Source organism: Mesorhizobium sp. CNPSo 4684, from assembly GCF_057784315.1.
In genome coordinates this window covers 231,215-246,787 of record NZ_JBWLUX010000004.1, presented here as the reverse complement: position 1 = coordinate 246,787, position 15,573 = coordinate 231,215, and the positions used below count along the sequence as shown (strand labels likewise).

8 protein-coding genes, 1 pseudogene and 1 riboswitch are annotated in these 15,573 nt (G+C 59.6%); of the genes and pseudogenes, 7 read left to right on the top strand and 2 right to left on the bottom strand.

All coding sequences use genetic code 11. The features are described from left to right. Positions 1-39 precede the first annotated feature (39 nt). The 3 genes from AC04SG_RS05460 (at position 40) to AC04SG_RS05450 (ending at position 4,253) form a co-directional block, all read left to right on the top strand. On the top strand, positions 40-1,467 hold the full coding sequence (locus tag AC04SG_RS05460; RefSeq protein ID WP_488550206.1) for a mannose-1-phosphate guanylyltransferase/mannose-6-phosphate isomerase: 1,428 nt from the start codon (positions 40-42) through the stop codon (positions 1,465-1,467). Continuing rightward, the gene (locus AC04SG_RS05455; protein ID WP_488550205.1) at positions 1,467-2,897 is read left to right on the top strand and encodes a phosphohexomutase domain-containing protein; all 1,431 of its coding nucleotides are present in this window, start codon (positions 1,467-1,469) and stop codon (positions 2,895-2,897) included. The genes AC04SG_RS05460 and AC04SG_RS05455 overlap by 1 nt, the downstream gene beginning before the upstream one ends. Before the next feature lie 606 nt (positions 2,898-3,503). Further along, on the top strand, positions 3,504-4,253 hold the full coding sequence (locus AC04SG_RS05450) for a carbonic anhydrase (protein ID WP_488550204.1): 750 nt from the start codon (positions 3,504-3,506) through the stop codon (positions 4,251-4,253). Positions 4,254-4,845: 592 nt separating this feature from the next. On the opposite strand, the gene AC04SG_RS05445 is transcribed toward AC04SG_RS05450, so the two are convergent. After that, entirely contained in the window at positions 4,846-6,888 is a 2,043-nt protein-coding gene (locus AC04SG_RS05445; protein ID WP_488550203.1) for a carbamoyltransferase family protein, read from the bottom strand. Between the two features lie 90 nt (positions 6,889-6,978). Then, positions 6,979-8,924: pseudogene (nodS, locus tag AC04SG_RS05440) on the bottom strand (nodulation methyltransferase NodS); the annotation flags it as partial. Positions 8,925-10,966: 2,042 nt separating this feature from the next. Between nodS and AC04SG_RS05435 the strand changes: the two are divergent. The 4 genes from AC04SG_RS05435 (at position 10,967) to thiS (ending at position 15,570) form a co-directional block, all read left to right on the top strand. Next, positions 10,967-11,896: a LysR family transcriptional regulator gene (locus AC04SG_RS05435; RefSeq protein WP_488550202.1), complete on the top strand. Its 930-nt coding sequence runs from the start codon at positions 10,967-10,969 to the stop codon at positions 11,894-11,896. 473 nt (positions 11,897-12,369) lie between these two features. Continuing rightward, positions 12,370-12,481: riboswitch (TPP riboswitch) on the top strand. A 110-nt stretch (positions 12,482-12,591) separates the two neighbouring features. Beyond that, positions 12,592-14,409, top strand: a complete 1,818-nt coding sequence (thiC, locus tag AC04SG_RS05430; protein ID WP_488550201.1) for a phosphomethylpyrimidine synthase ThiC — start codon at positions 12,592-12,594, stop codon at positions 14,407-14,409. Further along, a complete protein-coding gene (locus AC04SG_RS05425) occupies positions 14,406-15,389 on the top strand; it encodes an FAD-dependent oxidoreductase (protein WP_488550200.1) in 984 nt (327 codons plus the stop codon). Before thiC ends, AC04SG_RS05425 begins: the two co-directional genes overlap by 4 nt. Next, on the top strand, positions 15,373-15,570 hold the full coding sequence (thiS, locus tag AC04SG_RS05420) for a sulfur carrier protein ThiS (RefSeq protein ID WP_488550199.1): 198 nt from the start codon (positions 15,373-15,375) through the stop codon (positions 15,568-15,570). The genes AC04SG_RS05425 and thiS overlap by 17 nt, the downstream gene beginning before the upstream one ends. Positions 15,571-15,573: the final 3 nt, after the last annotated feature.

Sequence of the window (15,573 nt, the reverse complement as noted above, 5' to 3'; positions counted from 1 at the left end):
GAGGAATGTTTCCTTCGGCCGCTCGGAGCGTTTTTCACGATGCAGTCCAATAACGACGGCAAGATTGTTCCGGTCATCATGGCGGGTGGGGCAGGCACGCGCCTGTGGCCGATCTCGCGCGAGAAGATGCCGAAGCAGTTCGTCGCCCTGATGCAAGACGGACTGTCAACCTTTCAGGCAACCGTGAAGCGGGTTTCGGGACCGGAATTCGCGCGGCCGATCGTCATCACCGGCAATGACTTCCGCTTCATCGTCGCCGAACAGATGCAGGCGATAGGCATTGAAGGGCAGATAGTGCTCGAACCGGAACGGCGCGATTCCGCCGCTGCTGTGGCAGTTGGCGCATTGCTGACCGAAAGCACCGGTGGGGACGCGGTCTGCCTCATCCTGGCATCAGACCATGTGATTTCAGACGAAGCCAGTTTTGCGGCCGACTGCGTACTGGCAGCCCGCGCCGCTTTGAGCGGCCGCATCATGACGCTCGGCATCGCACCAACCGCGCCGGCAACCGCCTATGGTTATATCGCCGTTGGTGAGCGGCTGAAGGAAGAAAACGCCTTTGCGGTCGACCGTTTCGTGGAGAAACCTAACGCCGAGACAGCTGCCAAATACATTTCCGAAGGCATGCTCTGGAACAGCGGCAACTTCCTCTTTGCGCCGGCAGTGATGCTGCAAGAACTCGAGGCGAACACGCCGGAAATCCTGGCTGCCGCCAGAGAGGCGGTGGAGAAGGCCGTGGTTGATCTCGACTTCCTGCGCCTCGACCCCGAAGCGTTCCGCAAGGCGCCGACGAACTCCATCGACTATGCCGTGATCGAGCGCACGCGCAACGTAGGCGTGGTGCGCGCTTCGTTCGGATGGTCGGACGTCGGCGCCTGGGATGCGCTCTACGATATCGCGACGCGCGATGAAAATGGTAATCTGCTGGAAGGTCCGGTTGTTGCCATGGACACGACCGGCAGCCTCGTGCGCTCCGAAGGCGCGCTGACGACTGTCGTTGGTCTGGACAACGTCGTCGTCGTGACCACCTCCGACGCCGTGCTCGTTGTGTCGAGGAACAAGGCGCCCATGGTCAAGGATCTCGTCGCCGGCCTAGTCAGGCTGGGACATGCGGCCGCGACAGAACACCTGCGCATCCATCGCCCCTGGGGCTGGTATCAGCGCATTGACATCGGCGCCCGCTTCCAAGTCAAACATATCTGCGTGAAGCCGGGCGGTACGCTGTCGCTGCAGCGGCACCATCACCGCGCAGAGCACTGGGTGGTGGTGCACGGCACTGCCGAAGTTTCCATCGACGGTGTTGTCAAGCTATATCACGAGAATGAAGCGGCCTACCTGCCGATCGGTTGTGTGCACCGCATGCGCAATCCGGGGAAGATCGATCTGAAGATCATCGAGGTGCAGGTCGGATCTTACACCGGCGAGGACGACATCGTGCGCATCGAAGACATCTACGCGCGGGTCTGATGTCCAGCCTTAAATTCGGCACCAGTGGCCTGCGCGGCCTCGTCACCGAGCTCGCCGGTCAACCCGCGCGCGACTGGACAAAGGCGTTTCTCGCCTATGTGGACGACGCCGGGCTGGCAGGCCCCAGGGCCCTCTATGTCGGGCGCGATCTGCGGTCATCCAGCCCCGGCATTACCACCGACTGCCTGGAGACCGCCCGCCAGGCCGGCTGGCACCCGGTCGATTGCGGCGCGCTGCCGACACCGGCGCTGGCGCTGGCCACAATCGCTGCTTCGGCGTCGGCAATCATGGTCACCGGCAGCCATATCCCAGACGACCGCAACGGCTTGAAGTTCTATGTCGCCGGCGCGGAAATCAATAAGGACGACGAGACCGGCATCGCTGCCAGGATCGGCGCTCTCGCCGAGGCCGGCGGGCCGACAATCGCGGGGAGCAATCTGCCGGTCACCTCCAAAGCCGCCGAGGCGCTGGACGGATACAGGCGGCGCTATCTCGACTTTTTCAAGGGTGACAGCCTGTCGGGCCTTACCGTCGGCCTCTACGAGCATAGCTCCGTGGCGCGTGACCTGTTACGCGACATCCTGGAGGCGCTCGGCGCGAAAGCTGTTTCCTTCGGCCGGTCCAGCGAATTCATTCCGATGGACACGGAAGCACATCGTCCGGAGGATCTGGCGCTGCTGCTCGAGTTTGCGGTGCGCAACAAGGTTGACGCGATTGTCTCTACCGATGGCGACGCCGACCGACCTCTGGTGGCCGACGCTGACGGCACTGTGGTTCGTGGCGACGTGCTCGGCCTGCTCTGTGCCGAGTTCCTGGGCCTGCGTACAATCGTCACGCCGCTGACGTCCAGTTCAGCGATCGAAAGTTCCGGCATCGCAAGTTCCGTCATGCGCACGAAGATCGGATCGCCGTTCGTCATCGCCCGCATGAAGCAGGCGCAAGAGAGCGGCAAGGCCGACGTGATCGGCTTCGAGGCGAATGGTGGCGTGGTTCAGGCGAGCCCGGTGTCGCGCGACGAGTTGACGCTCGACGCGCTGCCGACACGAGACGCCGTCCTGCCGATCGTCTGTGCCCTGGCCCTTGCCCGTCGTGACGGGCTGTCCGTGGCAGAAACGGCGCAGCGGGTGGGGGTGGGGCATGTGCTGGCTGACCGGTTGAAGGAGATCCCGTCCGAGCGGAGCGCGGCGCTCATCAAACGCCTTGTCAGCGAATCAGACTTTGCCGCTACCTTCCTGGCCGAAGCCGGCACAATTTCCTCAATCAACACGCTCGACGGGATCCGCTTCGTGCTAACCGATGGATCGGTATTGCATTTTCGTGCTTCCGGAAACGCGCCGGAGTTCCGGTGCTATGTCGAAGCATCGACACTGTCTCGAGCCCAGCAACTTCTCCATTGGGGATTACGAACTGCAGAATCTTCGCTGGGATAACCTGCAACCAGGTGATGAGGTCATGTGACCTCATCGGCAGAAGCGGGCATACGGTCTTACAGTGGATTAAAACTGGAGCCGCATATCACCAGACTACTACCATGCTGATGTGGCAGCTTGCCCACAAAGATGCTCCACGATCATATGATTGTAGCGAAAGCAGAAAGACGATCCGAAGCCGCCTTTCGGCGGCCTGGGTCGAATGGAGCCAACGGTCTTCGAATTGCCCAGGCCATCACTTCTGTACTCGGTGACCGAAAGGATCGTCTTCAATCGCTCAACCGACCTACAATTCATGCCGTGGATGAGTTGTATCGAAACAATTGATTTTTGGAATTTTTTGAATGGGGCAAATTTCCGTCTGGTTGATTTGAAGGCACGGTCGAGCGCGCCTAGGCAAGCTCGCCTGATACGATTTGCCGAAAGGCTGATTGCGGCTGCTCGTTAGGGTCGTCCCATCGTTCGAAAGCTAGAGGGCGAAGCTTCGGCAGCTGGGGCCCAGTGTCGGGGCTTTGATCAACCTCGCTGGATCGAATGTGTCTGTCGTCGAACTGCACTTTCTTTCAATTGGAAGAGCATCAGTTCGCGTAAGGAAGGGAAAGCAATATGCATCGTCGTCACCTGATCAAAGGGTTCGTTGCACAGGGCGCCTGCCTCATCTGTGCCGCTGCCGCGCGTGCGGATGAGGCCCATTGGGGATACACTGGCCAGGTGGCGCCCGAGCACTGGGCTGATATGGACAGGGAAAATTCCGTCTGTTCGGCGGGCACGCAACAATCACCCATTGATATCACCGACGCCGTCAAGGCCGACATACCGCGTATCACAGTGGATTGGCACAAAGGCCGCGGCAAGATGGTGAATAACGGCCACACCATTCAAATCAATATGCCGCAAGGCAGCACGCTGACCCGCGGGAATCGCACTTTCGAATTGATCCAATTCCATTTTCATGCGCCAAGCGAGCATCGCCTAGCTGGCATGAATTTCCCGATGGAAGCGCATTTCGTGCACAAGGACACAAAGAGCGATAGCTTTGGCGCCCTGGGCGTTTTTCTGATACCGGGCGCGACAAATGCCAGCTTTGCAGGGCTGGCAGCGGCCTTCCCCCCGCAGCCTGGTGCGGCAATGGCCCTCGATATCGATCCCAGTGGGCTTCTCCCGGCCTCGCTCAACTACTGGACTTATGAGGGATCATTGACCACGCCGCCCTGCACCGAGAACGTCGAATGGATGTTGGCAAAAGAACCGGTAGAGGTCGATGCTGCAGATATCGCGCGATTTGCCTCCCTCTACCCCCAGAACGCGCGGCCTATCCGTTCACCTAGCCGGCGCTTCATCCTAGACTTCAACTGAGGCCACACAATGTGGCAGTAAAGAACGTTGGCCGCAGCGGAGGTGGCCGCAGACCGCGAAAGGGGACCGCCTTTGTTGTCGCTCCCGATAAAGATGAAAGGGGGCGGACCATTGCGGCCGAGATAGCCGCAATGCAGGCCGGTTAATTCGCCAGCGGCGTGTCATCGGCACCAGAGCATTTCGCCCATATGATCTTCGGACCGCAGACTTCAGGAGGCAGGTCTGCACACCCTATTATTTCCGTTGGCAAGCCAACCTGAGGATCCTGATATCGCTCGAATACCGCCTAACGAGTGCGTCAGTAATCTCGGGAGACGGCATCGAACCCAGGGCTGGTCGAATCCTTAACAAAGAAAAAGCCCGCTGCCGAGTAAGGGGGCAGCGGGCTTGATTTGGCAGTGCCGGCGAAGAGGGACCGCATTCAGCTCCGGGGTCGTATCTGCGAGGAGCAGATTGCTGCGCAAACTAAACGGCAAGGGCCCATGGCTTACACGCCCTGCCGCCCTCTCATCCCAACAGCTTCCTTCAGGCGAGCAGCTTCCGGTTGGCTGCGGGCGTCATAAACATGGGATGGTTCGCCCGTCCTCCTCGCTCAAGAAGCCGCTTCAGGCGTCCTCACTTGATCCCCGCGAGCAACGTGTGGGGGATGGAGCCGAACAAGACGCTTCTCCCATAATTCGCGCAATTCTTGGAGGAGTGCTTCATGCCTGACCACATCGTGCGCAATCATGTCGAGAAGATCTGCGAGCACCGCTTCGCCTTCGATACGCATCAGCAGATCGAACACGTCATGTGAAATACGAACACCGTCACGGCTGGAATGATTTGCACGGATTTCGCAGACCGTCTCTTGGCGATCTGGGGCTGTGAATGCGCGGGTTCGGTGCAGCGATACATAAGCTGGCAATGAAACCGCGAGCGCAGTCCAATCCTGCAGCGTTGCAGCCCGCTTTTTGACGAGGAACGACCCGACCACAAGTCCGTCCAGATCTGTCGTTAGAAACGTGGTTATTGCGTCTGCAACCGAGTCCACGATCGGCTCTGCATTGTTATTGAAGGACGTGTTGAGCAGGATTGGGACGTCGGTCCGCTTTTTGAATGCATTAATAACATCCCAGTAGGCCGGATTGGTGTTGCGCGACACTGTCTGCAGCCGAGCTGTACCGTCGACGTGCGTGATGGCACCGAGCAAGTCACGTTTTGAGTCACGCACCCGAACGACGAAATTCATAAACGGAAATTCGCTTGTACCATCCGGCAGGTCGAAAAATTCGCGCGCATTCTCCTCGAGCACCGATGGCGCGAAGGGTCGATAGCCTTCCCGCTTCTTGACCATTGCGTTGATCCGGTCCTTATTCGCGGCCGGTCGCGGGTCAGCAAGGATGCTGCGGTTACCGAGCGCACGTGGGCCGAACTCCGAGCGACCCTGCACCCATCCGATCACGGCGCCATTGACCATCCAGTCCGCTGCACTGTTTGCCACGTCATCAGTACGTTCAATATCGAGGTGACCGACCCATGCACTAAGTTCCTGCTCCACCGCGCGGTCGCCCCCGAGATCGGGGCCCCAATACACTTCCTGTAATCGCTTACGTGGCGCAGGGTGGCCGACTTCGTTAGATATCATTAATGCGGCGCCCAATGCGCAGCCAGCGTCATGCGATGCTGGTTGAACGAAGATGTCTTCGAAGAGCCCTGAATACAGCAGTTTACCGTTCACGGTGCAGTTGTGCGCTACCCCTCCGGCCAAGCACAGCCGCTTCATACCGCTCGTCTCACGATGATGCCGGAGAATATGAAAAACGATCCGCTCCAGCGCTTCCTGCAATGATGCACTTACATCCCGATGCTGCTGGGTAAACGGCATTCCCTTTCGCCTAACCTGGATGTTGCGGAGCAACGTCGGCCCGATACGGTCGAGGTGGACACGGTAACCCCCGTTGGCGGAGAGCTCGTAGAACTGCTCGAAGAGTTTGCGATAGGGAACGGGATCCCCGTAGGGGGCGAGCCCCATGACCTTGTATTCGTCGAATAAGCCATAGCCGAGATACCGGATCGTCTCGAGATAAAATAGCCCGAGCGAGTTATTGTCCGGGAATGTCTCGATTTGCGTAACGTCGGTTCCGTCCCCCAGAGCCAAGAGCCCGGAGAGAAAATCACCACCGCCATCAATCGAAAGGATCAGGCTTTGTTCGAAGCCGGACATTGCAAAAGCGCTCACAGCGTGCGCCTGATGGTGATTCACGAATGAGATACGCGAAGCATCGACCTCGAAATCGAACTCCTGCGCCAATAACCTCTGCAGCAACAGTGTAGCATCCAACGGCATGGAGATGTCCGGCTGGGAAACGACCAGGTGTTCGAGCACAGAATTGCAATAGGCCTCGGTAGAGTAGTACCCGATTCGATCGATTTCGCTGAGCTGAACGCCAGCGACTGAGAGACAGTATTGAATCGAATTGCTGGGCAATTTGTTGGAGTGTTTAATCCGATTGAGGCGTTCTTCTTCTACAGCTGCTATTACCTCTCCGTCCCGGACTAGAACCGCAGCGCCGTCATGCATAAATGTATTCGAAAGTTCGAGTCGGCTTTCGTGGACTCTCTCAAGTCCGCCACTCAATCCTAGACACAGCATCTCACTCTCCATTCATCATAACAAGGGACCTCATTGACCTGGCTCAAGACCATTTCCAAGTACCTATGCTGCATTTTCGCTGGTTGCCGCGATGAGTAGCTCGGCCACTTTGTGTTCAGAGGTTCTGGAAATAGCCTGCAATCGCGCATACCCTTCGAGATGCGCGACAGCGGGCACTTTGTCCGCCATTCCTCCCGTGTCTGGTGGTCGAACAACATGTAAGGATCCGGCGTTCCTGGGCTGAATATTTCAGGCGCGCGATCCTCAAGGCAGATCGGTGCCACGGGGCGGAAGTGTTCGCGAAGCTTGACGTTGCTTAGATGGTCCGTCATCTCCGGCGAGGTCGCAGCCGCGAGAATGCTTCTGCCACCAAGTGCGCGTGGTCCGAGATCGGCTCGCCCAGTAAGGAAAATGACGGGTTTGTTGCTGGCGAGAATGGAAGCGAGTTCTCGCATACCGCAAGGTGCGGAATTCCATCCAGAAGGAAGTTGGCTATCTAGCAGAGCCGGCCCGCTGTAGACCGAACATTCCAGAGGTACGAAGCCATCTTGCGCAACCATTGCGCTGCAAGCGGCATCGATTGCCGAGCCGGTGTCATTCGGAAATGGGGGCACCCAGACCGCATCGAAGAGCACCGTCTGACGTGAGGCACTGTTCCATTTAATATGGAGACCGCAGCCGCCGGCGATACACAAGTTTCGCGCCCCCGAAAAATGTGCGTGCCGCTCCATAGCGGTCACCATTTCGCTGACAAGAAGACGCTCGAGAAGAAGGTGAAAGGATGCGAGCACATCTTCGGAGGCCTGATCCCTCAATCGGAGGGCACTGGCTTCGAAGAAGTCATTCACGGACGCAAGCGAGGGCTCAGCGGCGTTGATATCCGCGCGGTAACGGCTGGCCAGCTCTGTGTCGCCCGCAAATCTCTCCTGATAAAGTTCCTGAAACACCGCCACGATGTCTTCGGCGACCGCCCCGAGTGCGATGTAAGCCATCAGCTTGCCGGCAACACCGAGGTCCCAGTCACTGGGACCCGACCGCTTATAGGGCCCGAAGTGATGGCCCGCTGCTGCATAAACATGGCCTATCACTGGGAACAGGCAATCCAGGAGCCGGGCGCCGTGGCGTTCTAAATAATAGAGGCGTGGAAAGATGCACCCGTCCCAGACCAAGCAGAATGCGGGCTCTCCGGTTTTGGTGAATGGGCTGGTGCAGTATGCCGAGGTCACATGGCCGGTAACATGCGGGTAGCTTCTATAAGAGAAAAGCCGGCCATCGATCGAAGTGAGGAGGCCATCGGCATGACGTTCGACGTAGGGGGCCCCTCTGAGAGTGATCGGAGCCGCCCCGCTAAGGACGTGGAACTGCGACTCCACATGCCCGTCCCAGCCGTCGATAACGAACTGATCAACGTCCCGCGCATCCAGGCCGTGCTCCGCCAAGGCGGAGGCAACGGACTCCAGATCATCGATGGCTTGATACCGTCGGTTATTGTCCCGCTTCTCCTGACTCCGAAAACGGGCTAGCAAGCAGTCTTGGTCGGGGGCGTCGCCTTGGCAGTGCATATGATCGACAGCGATCAACATCTCGTTGAGCATAGCCATGACAGTCTCGGCACCAGCGGCGTGACCCCAGCGCCGACAAGTGGCATCACGCGCCGATCCGAATACCAGGTGCCCCCCTGGGGCAAGCATCCGCACAAGGTTGCGGATGGCAGCGCGCATCTCGGCTATGCCATTGAGGTAGTACAGGACCTCCGCCACGACGATCAGATCGAACGGTTCCTCAGTCGAGAACTGTCGAACATCGGAGACTAACCAGGTGATGTGGGTAAGCTCCTTCATCCGACGGCGCGTTCGATCAATCGCGCGCGGCACGAGATCGATTACCGAGAGCCATTGGCAATGGGGCGCTAGCCGTTCGGTGAATGCACCTGCAGCACACCCGACTTCAAGTGCATTTGTGATGGATCCCTGGGAAAGCGACAGCCGGAGCATTTGCGTGTGACGCTCCCGCTCGAACGGACTGGCATCGAGCAACCACGGATCGTCTGCGGCCAATTCCCGATCTAACAATCGACGACTATTATCCAGACCCAAGATTCATCTACCTCGATAACGCAACCAACACTCGTCAGAAGTCGCCAGGGCTGAACAATGCCGTGCAAGATGGCGGATACGATTCTGCACCGCGTCTCGCGACAATCATGCCCTCCACGCCCGGCCAAAAACCGGAACTGGCTACGCCGCCCGAGACCGAAAAACGCTTGCCCGCACGCATAGGCGGCTTGCATTCTTTTACCTGCGGTCCAAAGCAGCGCATAACACGAGACGCTGACAGTGCTGACTGCGCCAAGACGGTCCATGAGATTTTGGTTCGTTGTGTTGTCCGAGAAGCGAGCGCATTACAAAATAGGGGTCGTGCAATGCGGGAGTGACTTCGCGAGCCGGTATCACTGCCCGGGTTCATTTCGCTGGTAGGGCACTCGTCGTGCAAACGGCGCCGCAAGGACATATATCCCGGAACACTTGAGTCATACGCGATCGCAACGAACCCAGGTCTCGCTCCGGTCCAGTTCCGGCTGCCTTCGAGGGCTTGATGTTAGAGGTCCCAGTACGTCCGTCGGTCCTTCGAAAGAACTCGGCGAGTTCGACATTTGCAGTTGCAACTCGTTTTCCCAGCACAGCTTCCACCGCACTTGAACGCATACAAAGACTCCTTTTCTGATGCTTTTCGAGGGTGCCCATCCGCGATCGACGCGGCGTGACTTGGCGGGCATCAGGCGCTATCGTCGGCTATCGCGATGCCAGGCAATTGGACCGAGAGAACCTCGTACGAGGGGACTTTTGCGTTGATGGGGTTCTCTCAAAAGTTGCCGTCGTTCCCGAGCCCCACCTTTCATTTCGGGTTTCTAATGCAGCATCCCCCCGGATTGGTAAAATCCATTGTTTGGATAGCAAACATTCATTTCGGGTATAGGCTCCGTCCGTTTCAATGTTCTCGATCAAATCTACTCGTTCGCGCGCGATGCTTCTGCTGGTCGCGGGACTTCACGGTGGCGAACAGTTCAGTCTGCCGGCCATGTGGCATCGTTCATCAGGTTGCGTAGCGATTTCGGTGACGAGCAGAAGCACCTCGCCGAGCCAGTAGTGCCCCAAGCCGGCCGGCGCGGGAACACGTCCCGAGTGCGGCGCGGCGACAATCGCCATTCACGTGCGGATTCGTCCGTCGGCGGTGCGCTCCCGATACCATCTGACCAACGCGGCCTATTTCTGGGAAGACAAGAACCCGCCAGGCCGGCTGAACCATGACCCTGCGGAGCCAGGTATTGTCCGCAGTCGATAGTCCGCGCTCGCGTCGGCGGCCCCGCTCTCGTCGGGCGACCCGGTAAGTCCAGCTCGGGGCAACGGCTCGACGGTCGTTCAAATCGCGAAGCAGTATCTCGTGCGCCAACATGTCGGCCGTTTGCATGCCAACGCCACGTGACGCTAGGGCGATCTAGTCTTCGTCTAGCCGCAGCCGCGAGCGCGGATGAGATCGCTCCCACGCAGGCGGTCCTACGCAAGCGCGAACACCACTTCGACCCAACCGTTCCAACGCAGACATGCTTCGATCCTCGCGATCGACCCCGAAGAGAACCCTGGTTCGGCAGGCGCTGCGCCAACGAGGAGAACGGAGCCCATTGACGAAGGCGATCAAAGACTTCCTGAGACACGATCGCAGGCCCATATGAGCCGCGAGCCAAACCGATCGCTACGCAGTTCAGGTGTCGCGCCGCCCGGATTCGACCGGTTTGCATTGAAGGCTCTTATCGGTCCCCAGGTCTCTACAAAAGGATTTTGCGAGGTTAATGCTCGACTGCTCCAACCCAAGATCGGCGCCTGCAATCATCTCCTTCCATTGCCGTTTCCCGACGCCCCGATCGTGGTCGAGCCCATACCGCCCGGGCTGCCGCCTGCTTCCTTTTGCCGCTCCGATTTGATTCACAGCTAAGGCACTTTTCAAATGCAGAGCGTCTTGTGACATTTGCAAAACCTATTGTTTGGATATAATGCATCCATAAGCCAGATTGGAAAGAGAAATGCGGTTTAAGGGACTAGATCTGAACCTCCTCGTCGCGCTCGATGCGCTGATGGCTGAACGCAACCTCACGGCGGCGGCTCGCAGCATCAACCTTAGCCAACCAGCCATGAGCGCGGCTGTTGCCCGGTTGCGCGGCTATTTTGGCGATGAGCTGTTTACAATGAGAGGCCGCGAACTCATCCCGACACCGCGAGCCGAGGCGCTCTCCTCCCCGGTTCGCGAGGCGCTGCTACATATTCAGCTCTCGATTATTTCTTGGGAAGAATTTGATCCCAAGAAATCCGACCGCCGGTTCAGGATTATAGTTTCTGATTACACGACGATCATTTTCTTCCAGAAAGTGGTTGAGCGTGTTGCGCAAGAAGCCCCTTTCGTCAGCTTCGAGTTCCTGCCTCTGACTGACAACCCGGAAGAACTTTTCCGGCGCGGTGAAGCCGATTTTCTGGTCCTTCCGGACTTGTACATGTCAGACGCACATCCCAAAGCGAAGCTTTTCGACGATTCATTCGTCTGTGTCAGCTGTTGGACAAACAAGGAACTGACTAGGAAGCTCACATTCGAGAAATACATGTCAATGGGCCACGTCGTGGCCAAATTCGGACGCTCGCTCAGAGCATCCGTTGACGAGTGGTTTTTGATTGAGCATGGCCTCAAGAGGCGTGCCGAGGTGGTCGTGCAGGGGTTCAGCATGATCGCTCCTATGCTACCGGGCACCAGTCGCCTGGGGACCATGCCGTTGAGGCTGGTTGAGCATTTCGCAAAAACGCTACCGCTGCGGGTCGTCAGACTTCCGTTCTCGTTGCCCCCGTTGACTCTGACGATGCAGTGGCCTGCGCTTCACAATGGCGACCCAGCAAGCATCTGGATGCGGAAGACTTTGTTGGAGGAGGCATCTCGCCTAGCGCCAGCGCCGGACCCTGCCATTTGACTAGCGCGTTTGCGGCGAGTGGCCACCTGTCATCTAGGCCAGGAGGCGCAACGTGATACTCGCCATCGCCTGCGCAGCGCCAACCCACTTGACTATTTCCTTCTGCTATCTGGCAGTGTGATCGGCAGATACTGGTCGAGCGGCTCGCGGCTGCCGGTCGACATCGATTTCGATTCCGAATTCCGCTGGTGCAACTTCGCCTCGCAGGCGCCGCCGCAGCATCTCTAAACCGTGACCGCCCGGATCTCGGGAGCGACCTCGGCATTAAATACAGGGCTCGAGTGCATCGCGGACGGCGCTACTGGGCGGCTTCCTCAGCGAGGGAAGTCGGAGACCGTGCCCGGTGCGGTAGGCTGTCACCCGGCCGATCGACGCCTTCGCGGCGGCCACTTCGACCGAGGATTTGGTCGTATTAGTAAGATGCGCATCTCGCTCTGGGAGTTGACAGGTCGGCTTCGGATCGTCCAACCTGCGCGTCTCACCAGGGGAGTCCCGGCAAGGGGCTGAGATACTGCTAGAGTGCGCAGTGACCCGTTGAACCTGATCCAGTTCATACTGGCGTAGGGACGGTGCGAGGCTTCGCGGGTCGGCAATCCGGCTCCGGCATTCGGGCAATGCCCATTTTCCAAGCGAAGTCACGTCGTCCTCATCGCGTGGACTGGATCTCCGTTGCGCTCGAGCGAGGAGGCTCACCCATGAATGCCCATACTCCGACTGTCACAGTCGGCGAACTTCCCGCTTCGAAAAAGGTCCACAAGCCCGGGCAGCTTCACCCGGCCCTTCGGGTGCCGATGCGCGAGATCTCGGTGCACCCGAGCGCCGGCGAGCCGCCGGTCACGGTTTACGATTCGTCGGGTCCCTACACCGACGCAACGGTGAAAACCGATATCGAGCGCGGCCTGCCGCGGCTGCGCGAGACATGGATAGAGGCACGCGGCGATGTGGAGCGCCACGAGGGCCGCACGATCAAGCCAGAAGACAATGGCTTTGTCTCCGCCGATCGCCTGACGCCAGAATTCCCGGTACGCAACCGGCCATTGCGCGCCGCCGGCCGCGCCGTGACCCAGCTCGCCTATGCGCGCGCCGGCATCATCACGCCGGAAATGGAATTCGTCGCCATCCGCGAAAATCTTGGCCGAGAGCAGTTGCGTTCGAAGCTTCAACGCGACGGTGAAAGCTTCGGCGCCGTGATTCCGGATTTCGTGACGCCGGAATTCGTGCGCGACGAGGTGGCGCGAGGCCGCGCCATCATCCCTGCCAACATCAACCATCCCGAAAGCGAGCCGATGATCATCGGCCGCAATTTCCTGGTGAAGATCAACGCCAATATCGGCAATTCCGCCGTCACTTCCTCGATGGCCGAGGAGGTCGAAAAGATGGTGTGGGCGATCCGCTGGGGCGCCGACACGGTGATGGACCTGTCGACAGGCCGCAACATCCACAATATCCGCGAATGGATCGTGCGCAACTCACCGGTGCCGATCGGCACGGTGCCGCTCTATCAGGCGCTGGAGAAGGTCGGCGGCATCGCCGAAGACCTGACCTGGGAGGTCTATCGCGACACGCTGATCGAGCAGGCCGAACAGGGCGTCGACTACTTTACCATCCATGCCGGCGTGCGCCTTCACTACATCCCGCTGACCGTCGACCGCGTCACCGGCATCGTCTCCCGTGGCGGCTCGATCATGGCCAAATGGTGCCTGCACCACCACAAGGAGAGCTTTCTCTACGAGCATTTCGACGAGATCTGCGACATCTCCAGAGCCTATGACGTTGCCTTCTCGCTCGGCGATGGCCTTCGTCCAGGCTCGATCGCAGATGCCAACGACGCGGCGCAATTTGCCGAACTGGAAACGCTTGGTGAGTTGACGAAGATCGCCTGGGCCAAGGACTGCCAGGTGATGATCGAGGGTCCAGGCCATGTGCCGATGCATAAGATCAAGGAGAACATGGACAAGCAGCTGGCGGTCTGTGGCGAAGCGCCATTCTACACGTTGGGGCCGCTCACCACCGACATCGCGCCGGGATATGACCACATCACAAGCGGCATTGGTGCGGCGATGATCGGCTGGTTCGGGACGGCGATGCTTTGCTATGTCACGCCGAAGGAGCATCTCGGCCTGCCGGACCGCGACGACGTCAAGACCGGCGTCATCACCTACCGAATAGCCGCTCATGCCGCGGACCTCGCCAAGGGCCATCCGGCGGCCAAGGTCAGGGACGACGCGCTGTCGCGGGCGCGCTTCGAGTTCAGGTGGGAGGACCAGTTCAACCTCTCGCTCGATCCTGAGACGGCACGCGCCTTCCATGACGAAACGCTTCCGAAGGAGGCGCACAAGGTGGCGCATTTCTGCTCCATGTGCGGACCCAAGTTCTGCTCGATGCGGATCTCGCACGACATCCGCGCTGAAGCGCAGAAGGAAGGGCTCGCGGCCATGGCGGCGAAGTATCGGGACGGGGGCGATCTCTACATGCCTGTCGATGGCACCGCAGAGCGCATGGACACGCCATGAAGGTACTGATTCACGGCGCGGGCGTTGCCGGGTTGACGCTCGCGCACGAGCTGGCAACGCGCCGCGCTGATGTGATCATCAGCGAGAAACGTGAGAAGATCGCCGGCAATGCCTCATGGCAAGCCGGCGGCATGCTCGCGCCATGGTGCGAGCGAGAGAGCGCCGAAGAGATGGTTCTCACGCTTGGGCGCAGCGCGGCCGATTGGTGGGATGCGGCATTACCCGGCCATGTCTCCCGCAACGGCACGCTGGTCTTGGCGCCGGCCCGCGATACCGGCGAACTGGACCGGTTCGGCCGCCGCACGTCCGGCTTCAAACAGCTCGACGCTAGCGGAATCGCAGCACTCGAGCCAGTGCTCGGAGGCCGGTTCGGGCGCGGGCTGTACTTCGCCCAGGAAGCGCATCTCGACCCGCGCAAGGCGTTGCTTGCCCTTCGCGATAAGCTGCTCGGCATGGGCGCGCACCTCGAGTTCGGCGGTTGCGCGGGATCCGGACCCGCGGATGTCGAGGTGGACTGCACCGGCATGGCCGACAGGCGCATCGCGTTGCGCGGCGTGCGGGGCGAGATGCTCATCCTGAGAACAGATGAGATTTCGCTCGCCCGGCCGGTGCGACTGCTTCATCCGCGCATCCCGATCTATGTCGTGCCGCGCTCTGAAAACCTCTTCATGGTCGGCGCGACGATGATCGAGTCCGATGCCACGGGCCTAATCACCGCACGGTCGACCATGGAGCTGCTCAGCGCCGCCTACACGTTGCATCCTGCTTTCGGCGAAGCCGAGCTGGTCGAAACGGGCGTCGGCGTGCGCCCCGCTTTTGCCGACAATCTGCCTCGCCTCGAGCGGGACGGGAGGAATATTCGCATCAATGGCCTCTACCGCCATGGCTTCCTGCTCGCGCCAGCCATGGCACGCCAAGCAGCCGACATCATCCTTGGAAACCGTGCAGCAAAGGAGTTTGCCCTTGAAGCTCACCGTTAACGGCCAGCGCCATGAAGTCGCGGCCGAGACGCTCGCCGCGTTGCTTATCGAACTCGACTTCCAGGGTAGCTGGCTCGCCACCGCACTGAACGGCGACGTCGTGCCGGCCAAGCAGCGCGATAGCTGCCGACTGGCCGACGGCGACCTCATCGAAATCCTGTCACCGATGAAGGGGGGCTGATCC